Source organism: Nocardia fodinahabitans, from assembly GCF_052983615.1.
Window position 1 is genome coordinate 1,156,552 of sequence record NZ_JBRJJC010000001.1, and the last position, 17,832, is coordinate 1,174,383.

Annotated in this window: 16 protein-coding genes; 8 read left to right on the forward strand and 8 right to left on the reverse strand. The window is 69.6% G+C overall.

Features of this window, described 5'->3' with window-relative positions; translation table 11 throughout:
- Positions 1-153: 153 nt before the first annotated feature.
- The 3 genes from NV348_RS05545 to NV348_RS05555 all read left to right on the forward strand — a co-directional run bounded on the left by NV348_RS05545 (position 154) and on the right by NV348_RS05555 (position 1,986).
- A complete protein-coding gene (locus NV348_RS05545) occupies positions 154-1,161 on the forward strand; it encodes a hypothetical protein (RefSeq protein ID WP_447146010.1) in 1,008 nt (335 codons plus the stop codon).
- Between the two features lie 76 nt (positions 1,162-1,237).
- Positions 1,238-1,480, forward strand: a complete 243-nt coding sequence (locus tag NV348_RS05550; RefSeq protein ID WP_447146011.1) for a hypothetical protein — start codon at positions 1,238-1,240, stop codon at positions 1,478-1,480.
- Between the two features lie 113 nt (positions 1,481-1,593).
- Entirely contained in the window at positions 1,594-1,986 is a 393-nt protein-coding gene (locus NV348_RS05555) for a hypothetical protein (protein ID WP_447146012.1), read from the forward strand.
- Positions 1,987-1,989: 3 nt separating this feature from the next.
- Here the strand turns inward: NV348_RS05555 and NV348_RS05560 are convergent, their stop codons facing one another.
- On the reverse strand, positions 1,990-2,946 hold the full coding sequence (locus NV348_RS05560) for a helix-turn-helix transcriptional regulator (RefSeq protein WP_447146013.1): 957 nt from the start codon (positions 2,944-2,946) through the stop codon (positions 1,990-1,992).
- Positions 2,947-3,034: 88 nt separating this feature from the next.
- On the opposite strand from NV348_RS05560, the gene NV348_RS05565 reads away from it, so the two are divergent.
- Positions 3,035-3,568, forward strand: coding sequence for a DinB family protein (locus tag NV348_RS05565; protein WP_447146014.1), 534 nt, complete (start codon positions 3,035-3,037; stop codon positions 3,566-3,568).
- Here NV348_RS05565 and NV348_RS05570 read toward each other — a convergent pair.
- Complete coding sequence (locus NV348_RS05570; RefSeq protein ID WP_447146015.1) at positions 3,528-6,035, reverse strand: tetratricopeptide repeat protein; 2,508 nt, start codon at positions 6,033-6,035, stop codon at positions 3,528-3,530. The two genes, NV348_RS05565 and NV348_RS05570, sit on opposite strands and share 41 nt — an antisense overlap.
- A 178-nt stretch (positions 6,036-6,213) precedes the next feature.
- Here NV348_RS05570 and NV348_RS05575 point away from each other — a divergent pair, with 178 nt between their 5' ends.
- Together NV348_RS05575 and NV348_RS05580 are read left to right on the forward strand one after the other, a co-directional pair.
- Positions 6,214-6,669 (forward strand): carboxymuconolactone decarboxylase family protein, encoded by a 456-nt coding sequence (locus tag NV348_RS05575; protein ID WP_447146016.1) that lies wholly within the window; start codon positions 6,214-6,216, stop codon positions 6,667-6,669.
- Between the two features lie 49 nt (positions 6,670-6,718).
- The gene (locus tag NV348_RS05580) at positions 6,719-7,174 is read left to right on the forward strand and encodes a nitroreductase family deazaflavin-dependent oxidoreductase (RefSeq protein WP_447146017.1); all 456 of its coding nucleotides are present in this window, start codon (positions 6,719-6,721) and stop codon (positions 7,172-7,174) included.
- A 12-nt stretch (positions 7,175-7,186) separates the two neighbouring features.
- Here NV348_RS05580 and NV348_RS05585 read toward each other — a convergent pair whose 3' ends face one another.
- From NV348_RS05585 to NV348_RS05610, 6 genes are all read right to left on the reverse strand, one after another.
- Positions 7,187-8,575 carry a vWA domain-containing protein gene (locus tag NV348_RS05585; RefSeq protein WP_447146018.1) on the reverse strand — a complete coding sequence of 463 codons (1,389 nt, stop codon included), beginning with the start codon at positions 8,573-8,575 and terminating at the stop codon, positions 7,187-7,189.
- A gap of 16 nt (positions 8,576-8,591) precedes the next feature.
- Positions 8,592-9,479: an AAA family ATPase gene (locus NV348_RS05590; RefSeq protein WP_447146019.1), complete on the reverse strand. Its 888-nt coding sequence runs from the start codon at positions 9,477-9,479 to the stop codon at positions 8,592-8,594.
- A 77-nt stretch (positions 9,480-9,556) separates the two neighbouring features.
- Positions 9,557-10,921 carry a DUF2252 domain-containing protein gene (locus NV348_RS05595; RefSeq protein WP_447146020.1) on the reverse strand — a complete coding sequence of 455 codons (1,365 nt, stop codon included), beginning with the start codon at positions 10,919-10,921 and terminating at the stop codon, positions 9,557-9,559.
- Between the two features lie 135 nt (positions 10,922-11,056).
- Positions 11,057-12,058: a ketol-acid reductoisomerase gene (gene ilvC, locus NV348_RS05600; protein WP_355282871.1), complete on the reverse strand. Its 1,002-nt coding sequence runs from the start codon at positions 12,056-12,058 to the stop codon at positions 11,057-11,059.
- Positions 12,059-12,108: 50 nt separating this feature from the next.
- The gene (gene ilvN / locus NV348_RS05605) at positions 12,109-12,612 is read right to left on the reverse strand and encodes an acetolactate synthase small subunit (RefSeq protein WP_019048314.1); all 504 of its coding nucleotides are present in this window, start codon (positions 12,610-12,612) and stop codon (positions 12,109-12,111) included.
- Complete coding sequence (locus NV348_RS05610; protein WP_447146021.1) at positions 12,609-14,546, reverse strand: acetolactate synthase large subunit; 1,938 nt, start codon at positions 14,544-14,546, stop codon at positions 12,609-12,611. The genes ilvN and NV348_RS05610 overlap by 4 nt, the downstream gene beginning before the upstream one ends.
- 346 nt (positions 14,547-14,892) lie before the next feature.
- On the opposite strand from NV348_RS05610, the gene NV348_RS05615 reads away from it, so the two are divergent.
- Entirely contained in the window at positions 14,893-15,624 is a 732-nt protein-coding gene (locus tag NV348_RS05615) for a PH domain-containing protein (protein ID WP_447146022.1), read from the forward strand.
- Positions 15,625-15,921: 297 nt separating this feature from the next.
- The gene (gene ilvD, locus NV348_RS05620; RefSeq protein WP_447146023.1) at positions 15,922-17,763 is read left to right on the forward strand and encodes a dihydroxy-acid dehydratase; all 1,842 of its coding nucleotides are present in this window, start codon (positions 15,922-15,924) and stop codon (positions 17,761-17,763) included.
- Positions 17,764-17,832: the final 69 nt, after the last annotated feature.

A 17,832-nucleotide genomic window follows, 5' to 3' on the forward strand; every position in this document is an offset into this window, starting at 1 on the left:
CGGATGTGGTCGCATTCGACTGACTTCGCTCACGCAGGGCACGCGAAACAGAGCGAGTGCGCCGCCGCACCATCGTGGCTACCGGCTTCGTGTATTCGACCGCCAGTCCGGGTAAGTGGGTAGGTGCGGCGGGCTCACTCGTGGGCTGGATGCGTGTCGGTGGACAAGACAGCGGGGCGGATCCGGGAGAGGGTGGGGTCGACTGGAAACAGCAAGGAGGAGCGGATGTACAGGGTTGCCGATCAGCGGCCGGCCAGTGGCGGGACGGCCATGGTGGTGGCGGTGCTCGCGCTGCTCGGGGGAATCGCCGGGGCCGTGGGGGTGGTGTTCGGGCTGTTCAGGATGGTGCGGAGTGAGACCGGGTTGTTCGGGTGGGGGATCACGCCGGGGTGGGTGTCGGTGGTGTCCGGGGCGACCTTGCTGGTCGACGCGCTGTCCGCGGTGTCGCTGTTGGTGGGGGCGATTCTGGTGTTCCGGCGACGTGGGGCGGGCCCGACGTTGGCGGCGCTGGGAAGCGTCGGGACGTTGGGCGCGTATGTGGTGACGGCGGCTTCGACCGCGGTTCAGCTGATCCAGTACGACCTGCCGATCGGGCGTCACATCGACGCGGTGCTGGGGCAATCGGTGTTCAACGGGCTGTTCTCGGTGGAGCGCAGTGTGCCGTGGATGGTGTCGGTGCTGCTGTTGGTGTTTCCGGTGGTGACGTTCGTGCTCGCGGTGCTGCCGTCGACCCGGAGGTGGTGCAAGGGGGCCCGACCGCCCGGCGGTGTGGGGGCGCCGGGGCTGAGCAGGCATCCCGGCATACCGCCGATGGCCGGTGTGCCGGGCCGACCTGGGTCGGGTGCACCGCATCAAGCGCTCCATGCCCAGCCTCCGGGGGCGCAGTTCGCCGGCGGTGCACCATATCCCGGCATGCGGCCCGTTCCCGCCGCGCCTGATGCGGGAGGGCAGCAAGCGCTCGGCACCCCGCATCCGGGCGCCCAACCTGCACTCGTTGCGCCGTACTTGGGGGCCCAGCCCGCCCCCTACACCAGCGCACCGCTGCGGCCCGACGCGCAGCGTCCCGATAGCCCGGCACCGAATCAGAGTGCGCCACAGGGATATCCACACCCTGCCGGGCCACCGCAGGATCATCGTCCGCAGGAGGGATACCGCCCCTGACAGATCAGGGCACGACAGCGGCGGGAATCTGGGGCAGGGTGTAGGCCTGCAAGATCTGGTTCGAAAGGATTCACCTGTGATCTCGAAACAACCCTCCCGTCGATTGCTCCGTCTCGCGCTGACCGGCGCGTTCCTCGCCGTCCCGCTCGTCGGGGTCGCCGGTCAGGCCGGTGCGCAGGCCGAGCAGGCACCCGCTGCGGCCGAGTTCGTCGACCGCAGCTGGCACGACCACGACAACGGGCTGCACCTCGGGCACAACCCGCTGCGGAAGTTGCTGCATCAGCTGCTGCCGCACGGGGCGTTCGGTAGCTGCGACTGATCGATCGGGGCCTGTCCTCCTGGTGGGGGCAGGCCCTGCCAGCCTCGGAATTGCCAGCAGCGGTGACGGATACCCAGAATGGGCGCATCATCTCGATGCGAGGAGTTCTGGGAGTGACACGCGGGCCGTTGGTCTTCGTCGGTGCCGCGGTGGCGGCATTCTGTGGCGCGGTCGGCGCGTTGATCGTGGCGGACCAGCTGCTGGGCGAGCGGGAACGTGAGCTGCTCGCGAAGCGGTGTGCGACCGTGGTCGATGTCCCCGGCGGGGCGGTGCTGCTGAACTCGCTGGGGGCCGGGTTGCTGCTCGGCACCGTGGTGCTGCTGGCGGGGCTGATCGTGTCGCTGACCCGTATCGCCTCGCGCTGGAAGCCAGGGGCGATTCTGGTGGCGGGCCTCGCGCTCGCCGGGGTCGGTCTGTACGCGGCGCTCGTGACGGTCGCGACGGTGTCGCCCGATTCCACCGAGCCCGGTTCCGCCGAGTATCACCCCTGCGCGGCCCGGATCTGAGGACTACGACGCGGCGCGGAACCGCGATCCCCATTCCGCCAGCCGATCGGTGAGCTCCGGGGGGCCGAGGACGCGGAATTCGGCTTCCACCTTGCCCAGCAACAGGATCGGCCAATCGAGGTTGTCGACGGTCATCTCGATGTGGGTGCGATCGGCGGGCAGCGCGGTGACGACGCACCAGCGGCCGACGCGGGCGTGGACGTCGAGGGCGGGCGCTTCGATCTCGGCGGTGACGGTGTAACCGTTTCGGCGGGAACCTATTCCGTCGCGGACGAAGGTGGCGGCGTCGGGGGCGGGCAGGTCGCGAGGGCGGAACCGGACGCCGGTGGAGCGGGAGGCGCTGAGGCGGTCGACGCGGAAGTTGCGCCAGTCGTGGCGGGTCAGGTCGTAGGCGACGAGATACCAGCGGCGACCCAGCGAGACCAGGCGGTGTGGCTCCACCTCGCGGGTGCTGGTGCGGCCGTCGGCGGCGGTGTAGGCGAAGGTCAGGCGTTCCTCGCCGCGGCAGGTCAGCGCCAGGTCGGTGAGGACGGCCGGGTCGACGTCGGAGAGCGGAACGGCGTTCCAGCCGGAGGAGACGGTCATGGCGCGCAGGGCGTCCACCCGGCGGCGCAGGCGCGTGGGCAGGACGGTGACGAGTTTGGCCAGGGCACGTAGGGACGGTTCGGCCAGGCCGTCGCCCGCGCCCTGGGAACCGGCCTGCAGACAGACGGTGATGGCGACGGCTTCGTCGTCGTCGAGGACCAGCGGCGGGAGCGCGGCGCCCGCGGCGAGCTGGTAGCCGCCGTCGACGCCGGGGCGGGCCTCCACCGGATAGCCGAGGTCGCGCAGCCGGTCGATGTCGCGGCGCAGGGTGCGTGGCGAAACACCGAGCCGCTCGGACAGTTCCGTGCCCGGCCAGTAGCGATGGGTCTGCAGCAACGACAGCAGACGGAGGGTGCGCGCGCTCGTGTCGGCCATGTTTCTCATTCTCGCGCATATTGCGGACAGAAAGTGACCGCAATGGGTTCTACCTTGGTTTCATACCGACAACGAAGGGAACCAGCTCATGACCACCACCGCCTCGCCCCTCCTCGACACCGAGCGCACCGACCTGCTGGAGATGCTGGCCAAGCACCGCTTCTTCCTGCGTTTCACCACCCGCGAGCTCACCGACGAGCAGGCCCGGATGCGGACCACCGTCAGCGAACTGACCCTGGGCGGGCTGATCAAGCACGTGGCCGCGGTGGAGGCCAACTGGGCGAAGTTCATCGTCGACGGGCCGGCGGCCGGCCCGGATTTCTCCTCGATGAGCGAGGCGGAGATCGCGGAGTGGAGCGACAAGTTCGTGCTGCGGCCGGACGAGACTCTCGCCGGCGTGCTGGCCGAGTACGAGCAGGTGGCCGCGCGCACCGACGAGCTGGTGCGCACGCTGCCCGACCTGAACGTGACTCAGCCGCTGCCGGAGGCGCCCTGGTTCGAGCCCGGCGGACGCTGGAGCGCGCGCCGGGTGTTCCTGCACATCATGACCGAGACCGCGCAGCACTCCGGCCACGCCGACATCATTCGGGAATCCCTCGACGGGGCGAAGTCGATGGGCTGAGCTCGGACTGGATGGCCTGGGCCGCCGCGCGATGATCGGCGGCGGCGTCCGGGTCGGTGGGTTCGAGCACGTCGGCGATGCCCTGGTGGGCCAGTGCCTCCTCGATGCGGTAGCCGAGTTTCGGTGCCAGCTCCAAGGTGTGGCGGTGCAGGCGCAGCGCCTCGTCGGGGAGTCCGGCGAGGCGGCAGGTTTCGGCGTAGCCGTTGAGGAAGTGGATCTTCCAGTGCTCCTCGAACAGGTCGTCGAGCAGGGCGAACGCCTCGCGATGACTGGCGAGAGCTGCGTCGTAGCGGCCCATCCGGCGCAGCGCGACACCCTGGCAGTTCAGGCACCAGGCCTCGTTGTGCTTGTGGCCGTCGGCGCGGGCCAGGGCCAGCGCGCTGCTCAGGTGCTCGAGCGCCTCCTGCGGCGCGTCGGCGGCGATGGCGACCCCGAGGGTGATCTGGGCCTGCAGTGACGGCGGCCAGGACGGGTTGTCGGCGGGGATGTCGAGGGCCTCGCGCGCCAGTTCGGCGGCTTGCTCGCGATGACCCAGTTGCAGCATGGCCCAGGCCTCGCTGGCGATGGCGTCGGCGGCGCTCATCGGGCACCCGCTGCCGGCGTAGAGGTCGCGGGCCTGGCGGAACAGTTCGAGTGGTTCCTCGGTATCGCCTTCGTCCCAGCGCAATTGGGCGCAGCGCATGGTCAGCTCGGCGCGCGGCAGCGGGTCGCCCGCGGCCGCGATCAACGGTGCCGCGGCGGCGTAGGCGGCGGCGGCCTCGGTCATCCGGCCCGCGTTGTAGCGGGCGAAACCCAGGTCGCTGTGCGCTTCGGCGAGCTGCCGTGGGTCGCCGAGATGCTGAGCGGCGGTGAGGGATTGCTCGAACAACGCGTTGAGATGGGTGGTGCCGCACCGCCGGGCGAAGAACGCGCGCATGAACCGCGGCAGCTCGCACACATGGACGTTCGCGCCCATCTCGACGGCCGCGTAGAAGACCGCCATCAGGTTGGTGTACTCGGTGACGAACCAGAAGAACGCGGCGTCGCGGCCGGGGAACTTCGGTAGCTCGGCCGGGGGCGAACCCGCCGAGACCGGCCGGGTCGGCGACAGGAACGGCATCGCGGCGTCGGCGGCGGCCGCGGTGTGCACGTAGTAGTCGAGGATCCGGCCCAGCGCGCGCTCGCGGTCGGCGTCGGAGTCGTGCTCGAAGGTGGCGTGGCGGGCGTGCTGGCGGACAAGATCGTGCAGCCGGTAGCGCCCCTCGGCAGGCTGCTGGACCAGGTGCGCGTCGAGCAGGTCCTCGAGCATGGTGCGCGCGGTGCGCAGCGGCACATCGGCGACCGCGGCGGCGACATAGTCGGTGAAGGTGGCACCGGGGATCAGGCCGAGCAGCCGGAACAGGCGGCGCTGATCGCGGTTGAGCTGGCGCACCGACATGCCGAAGGCGGTGTCGAATTCGGTGGCGCCCTCGGCCATTCGCTCGACGAGGATGCCGACCGACCAGCCCGGACGATGCCGCAGCCGGGCCGCGGCCAGCCGCAGTGCCAGCGGCAGATTGCCGCACAGCCGCAGCACCTCGGCGGCCTGCTCCGGTTCCCGCGCGAGCCTGCCGTCGGGTCCACGCGCGTCACCGCTGGCCCTGACCAGCAGCTCGGCGCTCTCCTCGGCGGTGAGCACGTCGAGGGTCACCGGCGGCACCTCGTCGAGCTCGAGCAGCCGGTTGCGGCTGGTGATGATGGCGACCGACTCGCCCGCGCCCGGCAGCAGCTGAGCGACCTGCGCCGCGTCGGCGACATTGTCCAGCACGACCACCGCGCGCAGCCGGGCCAGTTCCGACCGCCAGCACGCCGCCCGCAGTTCGACCCCGCCGTCCTGCGGCACCTTCTCCGAAGGCACCTGTAGCGCGGCCAGCAGGGCGCGGATCGCGGCGTCGGGGTCCAGCGGCTGGCGGCCGTCGGTGAAACCGTGCAGGTCGAGATAGAGCTGGGCGTCGGGGTATTCGGCGGTCAGCTGGTGCGCGGCGTGCACGGCGAGGGAGGTCTTGCCGACGCCGGCCATGCCGTCGATGGCGACCACGCGGTCGGCGCGCACGGCCGCCAGGACATCGGACAGCGCCTGTTCGCGGCCCGTGAAGTCGGGGACGTCGCGGGGCAGGTCGTTGCGCGGCGGCGGTGGGGCGTCGGCGGGCAGGCTCGGCGGGGCCACCTGGCGGCTCGTCTTCGGCGGCGCGGGCAGCGGGTTGTTGGCCCGCTCCCACAGCGGGCGCAGCGGGCGCGGATCGCGTTTGACCAGGCGGCACAGTTCCAGCACGGCGGGCCACGGCGGCACCGTCTGCCCGCTGAGATAGCGCGACAGCGACGACGAACTCAGACCGGTGTCGCGAGCCAGCGCGCGCACGCCGCGGCCCGACAGCTCCTGGATCAGGCGCAGACGCGCCGCGAGTTCGTCCTGCGGGTAGGCCCTTGCCGTCTGCTGTTGCACAACCACCGTTTCCCACTGTCGCTGTCCCGGCCCGGATCAGGAAGTTTCCCGATGACAATCGGGAGGTCAGGGCCGTTTTCCACTGTCCCACAGTGTCCCACAGCCATCGTGTTCCGGCGCCCGACGGGCTGTTATTGGGTCACACCGCAAGCAGCGGAGAACAACGGGAAACAAGGAGAACATCATGCAGTCTCGGATGCAGAACCCGGCCATGGTCCTCACCGACGCGATGGGCCCCATCCAGCAGGTCCTGCGGGCCGTGCAGACCGGCGGCGTCGACGGCGAGATCCTGGAGCTGGTGCACCTGCGGGTCAGCCAGATCAACGGCTGCAGCGCCTGCGTCGACGGCGGCACCAAGACCGCTCGCAAAGCCGGTGTCAGCGAGGATCGCCTCGCCACCGTCGTCGCCTGGCGGGAGACCCCGTACTTCACCGACGAGGAGCGCGCCGCGCTCGAGCTGGCCGAGGCGGCGACCCGCCTGGCCGACCGTCCCAACGCCGTCACCGACGAGATCTGGGACGCGGCCGCCAGCTACTTCGACGAGCGCCAGCTCGCCTCGATCGTGCTGATGATCGGCGTCACCAACATGTTCAACCGGCTCAACGCCACCACCCGCCAGATCGCCGGCGCCTGGGGCTGAGCCCCCTCCCTCCCCCCACACACCCGATCCACCGAAAGGAACCTTCGAGATGACCACCAACCAGTCCCCCAAGAAGAGCTCGCACGGGGGTTTCTCCCGGTGGATGCAGCACCGGATGAACGCCAGGATGAACCGCAAGATCCGCGCAGGCAACGGCACCTTCATGGGCATGGACGTGCTGATCCTCAACACCGTCGGCCGCCGCAGCGGCGAGCCGAGGCAGACGCCGATCTCCTGGTTCGCCGACGGCGAGGGCTCCTGGCTGCTGGTGGCCTCGGGCGGGAAGAACGGCCACCCCGACTGGCACCTCAACCTGATGGGACACCCCGATCAGGCCACCATCGAGCTGCCCGGCGGGTCACCGCTGCCGGTCACCCCGCGCGTGCTCACCGGCGCGGAACGGGCCGCGGCCTGGGAGTCCATCACCACGGCGCAGCCGCGATACGGCAAGTACCAGGCGAAGAGCGATCACGAGTACGCGGTCGTGCGCCTCAGCCCACGATGACCGGACGAACGCTCACGCGGGCAGCAGCCGGCCGATCACCTCGGCCAGCTGCCGCACCGTGCGGCATTCGTGCATGGTGACGATGTCGGTGTAGACGTGGGCGGCCGAATCACCGGTCGACCACGAACGCGACGGCTCCGGATTGAGCCAGTAGACCGCTCTGGCCCGTTCGGTCATCGCTTGCAGCGCGGCCAGATTCGGGTCGGTGCGGTTGGTGCGGGCGTCGCCGAGGATCAGGACGCAGGTGCGGGGGCCGAGGGCGTCGAGGTAGTGGTCGACGAAGCCCTGGAAAGCCTCGCCGTAGTTGCTCGAGCCGAAGCGGGTCACGCCCGCGTCGCGGACGATGTCGCGGGCGAAGCCGGCCGGTGGCGGTTCGCCGGGGGTGAAGTAGTCGGTGATCTCGGCGCAGACGTCGACGAAGCCGAAGCTGCGGACCTTGCTGAACTGGTCCTGCAGGGCCTGCACCAGTTGCAGGGTGAACTCGGCGAAACCGGTCACCGAGCCCGAGACATCGGCCAGCACAACGAGATCGGGGCGACCGTGGCGGCGGGCGCGCAGCACCGGATCGATGGGGACGCCGCCGGTGGCCATCGACCGGCGCAGGGTGCGACGCAGGTCGATCTGCCCGCGCACGGCCTTCTTGCGGCGCACCGCCAGGCGGGTGGCCAGCTTGCGGGCCAGCGGGTGCACCAGGCGGCGCATCTCGGCCAGGTCCTGTTCGCGGGCGCCGAGGAAATCCGTACTGTCGGCGCCGGATTCGACGCCGCGGCGCGCGATGTAGTCGGTGCCGCGCAGCTGTGCCGAGCGCAGCCGGGCCTCGGCCTGCACCTCGCCACGGAACTGCTCGACCCGGCGACGCGCCTCGATCGTGTGCACCGCCGCGTCGAATTGACCGGTGCCGCCCATAGTGTGGGCGACCTGCTCGGAGATCTCGTCCGGGCGCAGCGATTTCATCGTCAGATACGAGGACCAGCCCGCGCCCGACGCGGAGGTGACCCGCCCCGCGCTCTCCCCCGCACCGCCGTAGGCACCGAAGGTATTGAGCGCCTCCCTGGCGAGTTCGGCGGTGTCGGCGCCCTGGATCAGGGCCGCGATCACCCGCTCGCGCAGCGGATCGGAGTCCTCGCCCGCCGCGGCGACCGGCCTCGTGCCGTCGAGGAAGTAGAGGTCGAAGAGCTGGTCGAACACCGTGCGCTGACCGTTGCGGCGCAGCAGGCAGGCGGCCAGGCCCGAGCGCAGCACCCGGGCGTCCGCGGTGCCGAGGGCGACGATCGTCGCCGCGGCGTCGACGGTCTCGCTGGGGCCCGCGTGGATGCCGTGTTCGCGCAACAGCCCGACGAAGCCGACCAGGCGATCCGACATCGGTGCTTCGATCCCGCCGTGCGCGGGCACGATGGTCACCACGACGCCGCGCCGGTCATCGGGCCACGCTGCCGTCGGTCTGATCGTCGAGACCGAGCCGTTCGATCGCCACCCGATGATCGGACTGGTACTTCAGCAGCACACCCAAGGTGGCGCGGACGACCCCCGTGCTGAGTGTGCGGCTGCCCAGCGCGACCAGGGTCTTGGCCCAGTCCACGGTTTCGGCGATCGACGGCGCCTTGCGCAGCGACAGCTGCCGCAGCGCGCTGACTGTCGCCACGACCGGCTCTGCCAGTGCCGCATCCAGTTCGGGCACCTTGAGCCGGACGATCGCCTTCTCCAGCTCCGCTGCCGGATAGTCGATGTGCAGGTACAGGCAGCGTCGCTTCAGCGCCTCGGACAGGTCGCGATGGGCATTGGAGGTGAGGATCACGAACGGCTTGCGGACCGCGGTGACCGTGCCGAGCTCGGGAATGCTCACCTGGAAATCGCCGAGCACCTCCAGCAGCAAGCCCTCCAGCTCCACGTCGGCCTTGTCGAGCTCGTCGATCAGCAGCACCGTCGGATCGGGGTTGCGGATGGCGGCCAGCAGGGGGCGGGCGAGCAGGAACTCCTCGGTGAAGACGTGGTCGCGGGTGCCTTCCCAGGTCTCCCCCGAGGTCGCGGTGATCCGCAGCAGCTGTTTGGCGTGGTTCCACTCGTAGAGCGCGCGGGCCTCGTCGATGCCCTCGTAGCACTGCAGGCGGATGAGCTCGGCCGAGACCGCCGTGGCGACGGCCTTGGCCAGCTCGGTCTTGCCGACGCCCGCAGGCCCCTCGATCAGCAGGGGCTTGCCGAGGTGATCGGCCAGGAAGACCGCGGTCGCGATATCGAGGGACGGCAGGTAGCCGGCTGCGGTCAGCCGGTCCTGCACCTGGTCCACCGAAGCAAAGAACTTACTCATCGGTAACCAGTGTAGGTGCACCGTGCACCGGCGGGTCGTCGCGGTCGCGCGCCGCCCGCCGGCGGGTGGCGACGAACTCAGTAGGCGTGCTGGGCCGCGGTGATCCGTCCCGAGTCGATGGCGGCGAGCAACGAGTGCCGGTCGGTGATGGTCTGGTCGCCGTAGGCCAGACCGAATTCGCCCATCGCGCGATCGAACGCGTCGTTCTTGCCGAGATAGGCGGCGATAGCCGCCCGGTCACCGGAGCGGGCGTGCGCGCGCGCCAGGACCGAGCCGCACAGTTCCGCGTACTTGGCCAGTTCGCTGTGGGTCTGATTGCCGACGTCGGCGGAGCCCTTCATGTCGCGCAGCTGCCGCATGTAGAAGAACCGGCCCGCCGGGCCGGTCGCCCAAGCCAGGAAGATATCGCTGGCGGACTGCATCAACCGCTGTCCGACGACCACGCGATGTCCCTGATGGTGGTACTTGCTCGGCTTCAGGTACGGCGCCAGCACCGAGGTCTCGGCTTCTTTCATCTGCAGGAACAGCGGACTGCCCGATTCCTTGTCCATCAGCAGCGAGATGAAGCACCGGGTACCGACGCTACCGACCCCGACCACCTTCATCGCCTGGTCCACCGGGCGATGCCGGTCGAGCAGCACCCGGCGCTCGTCGGGCAGGCTGCGGCGGAAGTCGGCGAAGACCTCCTTGATGATCTTCTCGTCCGGAAGTTCGATCGGCACCAGCAACGGTGGCTGGCTCTTGATCCGCGGAATGCCGTTCGCGTCGGGCTCGGTGAGCTTGTTCAGTGCCTGCAGACTCGTCTTGCTGCGGGCGGTGCTGATTGCTTTGTCGAGCTTCTTGCGCACCTTGGGCTTCTGGATCAGGTCGTAGACCCGCTCGGCGTCCACCCGTTCGTACCAGACCGTCATGCTGTCGGTCTCGGCGAGCATGCGCATGGCCTCGCGGTAGCCGCGGGCGGCGGCCTCGACGGCGGTGGCGGCCCGGTCGTCGTCGCAGCCGTTGTCGCGGGCGGCGACGGCGACACTGGCCGCGAGGCGTTTGACGTCCCACTCGAACGGACCGGGCAGGGTCTCGTCGAAGTCGTTGACGTCGAAGACGAGGTTGCGCTCGGGCGAGGCGTAGAGACCGAAATTCGACAGGTGGGCGTCGCCGCAGAGCTGCACGGTCAGGCCGGTGTTCTTGCTCTTGGCCAGATCGGCGGCCATGATCGCGGGCGCGCCGCGCAGGAAGGTGAAGGGCGACTGACTCATCCGGGCATACCGGATCGGTACCAGCTCCGGCACTCTGGTCTCGCCCTGCCGCTCCAGAATGGCGACCGGATCCTCCCGGTCCGGCCCCGCGCCCCACTCCCCCAGCTCCGAGCGCGAGATCCGCTTGCGCGCCGCCTTGCCCCGCTCGACCGCTTCGTCCGCGAAGTCCTCCACCGTCTCATTCGTCATCGAGCAAGTCTCGCGCTATCGGCGATCAACAGCAAGGATGCGCGCCGGACCCGCCATCAGCGGCCGACCGGCAATCGACGGCCGAAGGGCCCGCTCGCGCGTGGCGAACGGGCCCTTCGGGAAAGACTGCGGAACTTACGCGGTCTCGGTGATCGGGCGGTCGACCCAGCTCATCAGGCTGCGGAGCTTGGCGCCGGTGACCTCGATCGGGTGCTCGGCGTTGGCCTTGCGCAGACCCTCGAGCTCGGTGTTGCCGTTCTCGACGTTGGCGACCAGGCGGCGGGTGAACTCGCCGGACTGGATGTCGGCCAGGATCGCCTTCATGCGCTCCTTGGTGCCGGCGTCGATGACGCGCGGACCGGACAGGTAGCCACCGAACTCCGCGGTGTCGGACACCGAGTAGTTCATGCGCGCGATGCCGCCCTCGTACATGAGGTCGACGATCAGCTTCAGCTCGTGCAGGACCTCGAAGTAGGCCATCTCGGGGGCGTAGCCCGCCTCGACCATGACCTCGAAACCGGTCTTGACCAGTTCCTCGGTGCCACCACAGAGGACGGCCTGCTCACCGAACAGGTCGGTCTCGGTCTCTTCCTTGAAGGTGGTCTTGATGACGCCGGCACGGGTGCCGCCGATGCCCTTGGCGTAGGACAGCGCCAGGGCCTGACCCTCGCCGGTCGGATCCTGGTCCACGGCGATCAGGGCCGGAACGCCCTTGCCGTCGGCGAACTGACGACGCACCAGGTGGCCGGGGCCCTTCGGGGCGACCATCGCGACGGTGACGTTGGCCGGAGCCTTGATCAGACCGAAGTGGATGTTGAGGCCGTGGCCGAAGAACAGCGCGTCGCCGTCCTTCAGGTTCGGCTCGATGTCGTTGGTGAAGATCGACGCCTGGGCGGTGTCGGGCGCCAGCACCATGATCACGTCGGCCCACTCGGAGACCTCGGCGGGGGTGCCGACGGTCAGACCGGCCTCTTCGGCCTTCGGCCGCGACTTCGAACCCTCAGCGAGGCCGACGCGGACGTCGACGCCGGAGTCGCGCAGGCTCAGCGAGTGCGCGTGGCCCTGGCTGCCGTAGCCGATCACGGCGACCTTGCGGCCCTGGATGATCGACAGGTCAGCGTCGTCGTCGTAGAACATCTCGACTGCCACTGTGGAGTCCCTTCTGGATAATTTCTGGTGGGTAAAAGTTAGCGGGTGGCCGTGATCGACTTCGGACCGCGTCCGACTGCGACCACGCCCGACTGCACGATCTCGCGGATGCCGTAGGGCTCGACCATGCGCAGCAGGGCGTCCAGCTTGGACCGGGTGCCGGTGGCCTCGATGGTCAGCGCGTCGGGCGACACGTCGATCACCTTGGCGCGGAACAACTGCACGGCCTCGATCACCTGGGTGCGCACCGACGCGTCGGCGCGCACCTTCACCAGGATCAGCTCGCGGGCCACCGAGGCGTCGGCGTCCTGCTCCACGATCTTGATGACGTTGATCAGCTTGTTGAGCTGCTTGGTGACCTGCTCGAGCGGCAGATCGTCGACGGTCACGACGATGGTCATGCGCGAGATCTCGGGGATCTCGGTGCCACCGACGGCCAGCGACTCGATATTGAAGCCACGGCGCGAGAACAGGCTCGCGACCCGCGCCAGCACGCCCGGCTTGTCCTCGACGAGAACGCTCAGGGTGTGGGTGGTGCTCATTCCGGGGAACCCTTCTCGAAGGCCGCCTGCTCGCGCTCCATCGCCTCGTGGATGACGGCGGGCTCGGCGACCTGCTCGTCCTCGTCGAAGAGCGGGCGGATGCCGCGGGCGAACATGATCTCGTCGTTGCTGGTGCCCGCGGCGACCATCGGCCACACCTGGGCGTCCTTGCCGACGATGAAGTCGATCACGACCGGGCGGTCGTTGATCGCCTGCGCCTGCCGGATCGCGGCCTCGACGTCCTCTTCCTTCTCCACGCGGATGCCGACGCAGCCCAGCGCCTCGGCCAGCTTGACGAAGTCGGGGATGCGCAGGGTGTGCGTGCCGAGATCGGTGTTGGAGTAGCGCTGTTCGTAGAACAGGGTCTGCCACTGGCGGACCATGCCGAGGTTGCCGTTGTTGATCAGCGCGACCTTGATCGGCACGCCCTCCACGGCACAGGTGGCCAGCTCCTGGTTGGTCATCTGGAAGCAGCCGTCACCGTCGACCGCCCAGACCTCCTTCTCCGGGGTGCCCATCTTGGCGCCCATGGCCGCGGGAACCGCGTAGCCCATGGTGCCGAGGCCACCGGAGTTCAGCCAGGTGCGCGGCTTCTCGTACTTGATGAACTGCGCGGCCCACATCTGATGCTGGCCGACGCCCGCGCAGTACACGGCGTCGGGACCGGCCAGCCGGCCCAGCGTCTCGATGACGAACTCCGGCGAGAGCGATCCGTCGCTCGGGGTCTTCCAGCCCAGCGGGTAGTTGTCGCGGATCCCGCCGAGGTAGGCCCACCACTCGGTGAGGTTCAGCAGCGGGGCGGCACCGGACTGCGGATCGGCCTTGAGGGTCTCGATCAGCTCGACGATGACCTCACGCGCGTCGCCCACGATCGGGACGTCGGCGTGGCGGTTCTTGCCGATCTCGGCCGGGTCGATGTCGGCGTGGATGACCTTCGCGTCGGGCGCGAAGGAGTCCAGCTGACCGGTGACGCGGTCGTCGAAGCGGGCGCCGAGGGTGATCAGCAGGTCCGAGCGCTGCAGCGCGGCCACGGCGCCGACGGTGCCGTGCATGCCGGGCATGCCCATGTTCAGGGTGTGGCTGTCGGGGAACGCGCCCCGCGCCATCAGGGTGGTGACCACCGGGATGCCGGTCAGCTCGGCCAGCTCCAGCAGCTCGGCCGAGGCGTCGGACTTGATGACACCGCCGCCGACGTAGAGCACGGGCGAGCGGGACTCCAGGATCATCCTGGCGGCCTCGCGCACCTGCTTGCCGTGCGGCTTGGTGACCGGACGGTAGCCGGGCAGGCGCATCTCCGGCGGCCACGAGAACGTGGTCTGGGCCTGCAGGGCGTCCTTGGTGATGTCGACCAGGACCGCGCCCGGGCGGCCCGAGGCGGCGAGGTAGAACGCCTCGGCCAGGATGCGCGGGATGTCGATCGGGTCCTTGACCAGGAAGTTGTGCTTGGTGATCGGCATGGTGATGCCGGAGATGTCGGCTTCCTGGAACGCGTCGGTGCCGACCAGGCTCGACGGCACCTGACCGGTGATCGCCACGATCGGGACCGAGTCCATCTGCGCGTCGGCCAGCGGGGTCACCAGGTTGGTGGCGCCGGGACCGGATGTGGCCATACACACACCGACCTTGCCCGAGGCCTGCGCGTAGCCGGTCGCCGCGTGACCGGCGCCCTGCTCGTGGCGCACCAGGACGTGGCGGACCTTGGTGGAGTCGAAGAGCGGGTCGTAGACGGGAAGGACCGCGCCGCCGGGAATGCCGAATACGGTGTCGACGTCGAGCTCTTCGAGGGACCGGACCACCGACTGGGCGCCGGTCACGCGCTCGGGCGCGACCTGGCGGCGGGTGGGGTTGGTCGCCTGGCTACCAGCGGCAGGCTGGTTCGCCGAAGGCGCTGACCTGCGGGCCGATGGCCCGGGTCGTGCGGTTGGTGCACTCACCGTCTACGTTCCTTACTTTGTCGTTCTGACCCCGGACAACACTGTTGTGCCTGACACGCGGTGTCTTGCGACCCGTCGCGCATCGGAAATGCCCGAACACAAAAAAGCCCCCGACCAGCGCAGGCTGTTCGAGGGTGGCGCGTCGCAACGCGAGCTGACGTATTCGACTCAGGCAGTCAGGCTCAACGCTGGACGCGCCGGCCGAGTACGAGCAACTCGTTTCGATTCACACACACGACGTTAGGTGCGTGCGGACCGAAGAGTCAAACAGACTACTCTCTGCATCCCATTATGTGGGACTCGAGTGGTTGCGTGGGTCCGTGTACCAGGATGCGAGGATAGGAGGGTGTCATCACCGCATCAGTCCGTGCCACCGGCTAAATCGTCCCACACCGCCGACGGGGGAACCGATACGGGTCGCTCCTCGCGACCCGGCGGTCTGCGCTCGGCGAGCCCGGGCAGGCTCGCGGCCATCGCCGCGGTGGTGCTCGCGTACCTCATCTTCGTCGTCGTCGGCACCGTGCAGGACTGGTCGCTGGGCTTGCGGATCGGCCTGATCGTGCCGACCGCGGTGATCGTCTGGCTGCTGCTCCCGCGCAAGTCGAACACCCCGACGCCGGGCGTGCACGTCATCGGGGTGCCGCGGCTGGCCTACATCGGCGTGCTGGTGCTCGCGTTCTGCGTGTTCTTCCCGTTCGTCGGCTGGCCCGCCGGGCTGTGGTGGCTGCTGCTGTTCCCGCTGGTCGCGATCTGGTGGGTCGTCCGGACGCACACCACGATCTCCGACGCCGGGCTGGACCTGAGTTCGATGATCGGCAAGAAGCACCTCGACTGGGCACAGGTCAAGGGCATCAGCATCCCCAAGCGCGGCGCCGTGAAGGCCCGGCTGGCCGACGACTCCGAGGTCAAGCTGCCCGCGGTGGGCTACGACCGGCTGCGTGAGCTGATCGACGCGTCCCACGGCCGCCTGCCCGATGTGTTCGCCGCCGCCGAGCAGGCCGAGGCCGAGCGCGCCGCCGCCGAGCGGGCCGCAGCGGCCGAGCAGGCGAAGACCGAGGAGCCCGGCACCGAGGACTGAGCGTCGGCTCGGTCACCGTGGGAATCAGCACGCGGCACCGTGCCGTTGCACCGGTAAGCTGACGGCACCCGGGCACCCCGCGCCGACGGCACCACCGCGGCGACACCCTCCGGAGCGACACTCCCGCCTCGAGCCCGGTTCCGGTACTCCCGCACCGACGACCGGCGCGACGCGACCAGCGCGCGCCGGAGTAACGTGCGGGGTTGCCGGACGCACCGCGCACTCGCTCTGTGCCGCGCAGGTCAGCCCCCTGCGCGCACGCTTGGACGCACCCAGCGACACTACGAGGACTCCCCCATGCCACCGCTTCGCTCACGCACCACGACCATCGGCCGCAATGCCGCAGGCGCCCGCTCGCTCTGGCGCGCCACCGGTATGACCGACTCCGATTTCGGTAAGCCGATCATCGCGATCGCGAACTCCTACACCCAGTTCGTGCCGGGTCACGTGCATCTCAAGAACATGGGCGACATCGTCGCCGAGGCCGTGCGCGCCGCCGGTGGCGTGCCGCGCGAGTTCCACACCATCGCCGTCGACGACGGCATCGCCATGGGCCACGGCGGCATGCTCTACTCGCTGCCCTCGCGCGAGATCATCGCCGACTCGGTCGAATACATGGCCAACGCGCACACCGCCGACGCGCTGGTGTGTATCTCCAACTGCGACAAGATCACTCCCGGCATGCTCAACGCCGCGATGCGCCTCAACATCCCCGCCGTGTTCGTCTCCGGCGGTCCGATGGAAGCCGGTAAGGCCGTGATCGCCGACGGTGTCGCGCACGCGCCGCTCGACCTGGTCAGCGCGATCTCGGCGAGCGCGAGCCAGGCCGTGTCCGACGAGGGCCTCGACGAGGTCGAGCGCTCGGCCTGCCCGACCTGCGGTTCGTGTTCGGGCATGTTCACCGCCAACTCGATGAACTGCCTGACCGAGGCGCTCGGACTCGCGCTGCCCGGCAACGGTTCCACCCTGGCGACCCACTCCGCGCGGCGCGCGCTGTTCGAGCGGGCAGGCACGGTCATCGTCGACATCGCCAAGCGCTGGTACCAGGACGACGACGCGTCGGTGCTGCCGCGGAACGTGGCCAACGCCAAGGCCTTCCGCAACGCGATGGCGCTCGATGTCGCCATGGGCGGTTCGACGAACACGGTGCTGCACACCCTCGCCGCCGCGCAGGAGGGCGAGATCGACTTCGATCTGCAGACCATCGACGAGATCAGCCGCCGGGTGCCGTGCCTGTCGAAGGTCTCGCCCAACTCCGACTACCACATGGAAGACGTGCACCGCGCCGGTGGCATCCCCGCCATCCTCGGTGAGCTGCGTCGCGGCGGCCTGCTCGAGACCGACGTGACCACCGTGCACACCGCCGACTACGCGGAGTTCCTCGACACCTGGGACATCCGCTCGGGCAAGGCCTCCGAGGAGGCGATCGAGCTGTTCCACGCCGCGCCCGGTGGCGTGCGCACCGTCGAGCCGTTCTCCACCAGCAACCGCTGGTCCTCGCTGGACACCGATGCCGCAGGCGGCTGCATCCGGGACATCGAGCACGCCTACACCGTCGAGGGCGGGCTGTGCGTGCTGCGCGGCAACATCGCCCCGGACGGCGCGATCCTCAAGACCGCGGGCATCGACGAGGACCTGTTCACCTTCGAAGGCCCGGCCGTGGTGGTCGAGTCCCAGGAGGAGGCGGTCTCGATGATCCTGGGCAAGAAGATCCAGCCCGGCGATGTGGTCGTCGTCCGCTACGAGGGTCCCGCCGGTGGTCCGGGCATGCAGGAAATGCTGCACCCGACCTCGTTCCTCAAGGGCCTCGGCCTGGGCAAGGTGTGCGCGCTGATCACCGACGGCCGGTTCTCCGGCGGCACCTCGGGGCTGTCGATCGGCCACGTCTCCCCCGAGGCCGCCTCGGGCGGTGTCATCGGCCTGATCGAGAACGGTGACCGCATCCGCATCGACGTGCACACCCGCGCGCTCGAGGTCCTGGTCTCCGACGAGGCGCTGGCCGAGCGGCGCGCCAAGATGGAGGCTTCGGAGCGCCCGTGGCAGCCGGTGAACCGCGACCGCCCGGTGACCACGGCGCTGCGCGCCTACGCGGCGCTGGCGACGTCGGCCGACAAGGGCGCCGTCCGCAAGGTGCCGTAAGCCCCCGGTAACTCTGGCCGGATACGAGAACGCCGCCGGTCGTCGACGCGACCGGCGGCGTTCTCGTCG

What these genes read in the sequence shown, in the direction of transcription:
- NV348_RS05575 (WP_447146016.1), top strand. Translation starts at nt 6,214, where the DNA reads ATGCAGTCTCGGATGCAGAACCCGGCCATGGTCCTCACCGACGCGATG.
- NV348_RS05565 (WP_447146014.1), top strand. Translation starts at nt 3,035, where the DNA reads ATGACCACCACCGCCTCGCCCCTCCTCGACACCGAGCGCACCGACCTG.
- NV348_RS05580 (WP_447146017.1), top strand. Translation starts at nt 6,719, where the DNA reads ATGACCACCAACCAGTCCCCCAAGAAGAGCTCGCACGGGGGTTTCTCC.
- NV348_RS05595 (WP_447146020.1), bottom strand. Translation starts at nt 10,921, where the DNA reads ATGACGAATGAGACGGTGGAGGACTTCGCGGACGAAGCGGTCGAGCGG.
- ilvN (WP_019048314.1), bottom strand. Translation starts at nt 12,612, where the DNA reads ATGAGCACCACCCACACCCTGAGCGTTCTCGTCGAGGACAAGCCGGGC.
- NV348_RS05560 (WP_447146013.1), bottom strand. Translation starts at nt 2,946, where the DNA reads ATGGCCGACACGAGCGCGCGCACCCTCCGTCTGCTGTCGTTGCTGCAG.
- ilvD (WP_447146023.1), top strand. Translation starts at nt 15,922, where the DNA reads ATGCCACCGCTTCGCTCACGCACCACGACCATCGGCCGCAATGCCGCA.
- NV348_RS05590 (WP_447146019.1), bottom strand. Translation starts at nt 9,479, where the DNA reads ATGAGTAAGTTCTTTGCTTCGGTGGACCAGGTGCAGGACCGGCTGACC.
- ilvC (WP_355282871.1), bottom strand. Translation starts at nt 12,058, where the DNA reads ATGTTCTACGACGACGACGCTGACCTGTCGATCATCCAGGGCCGCAAG.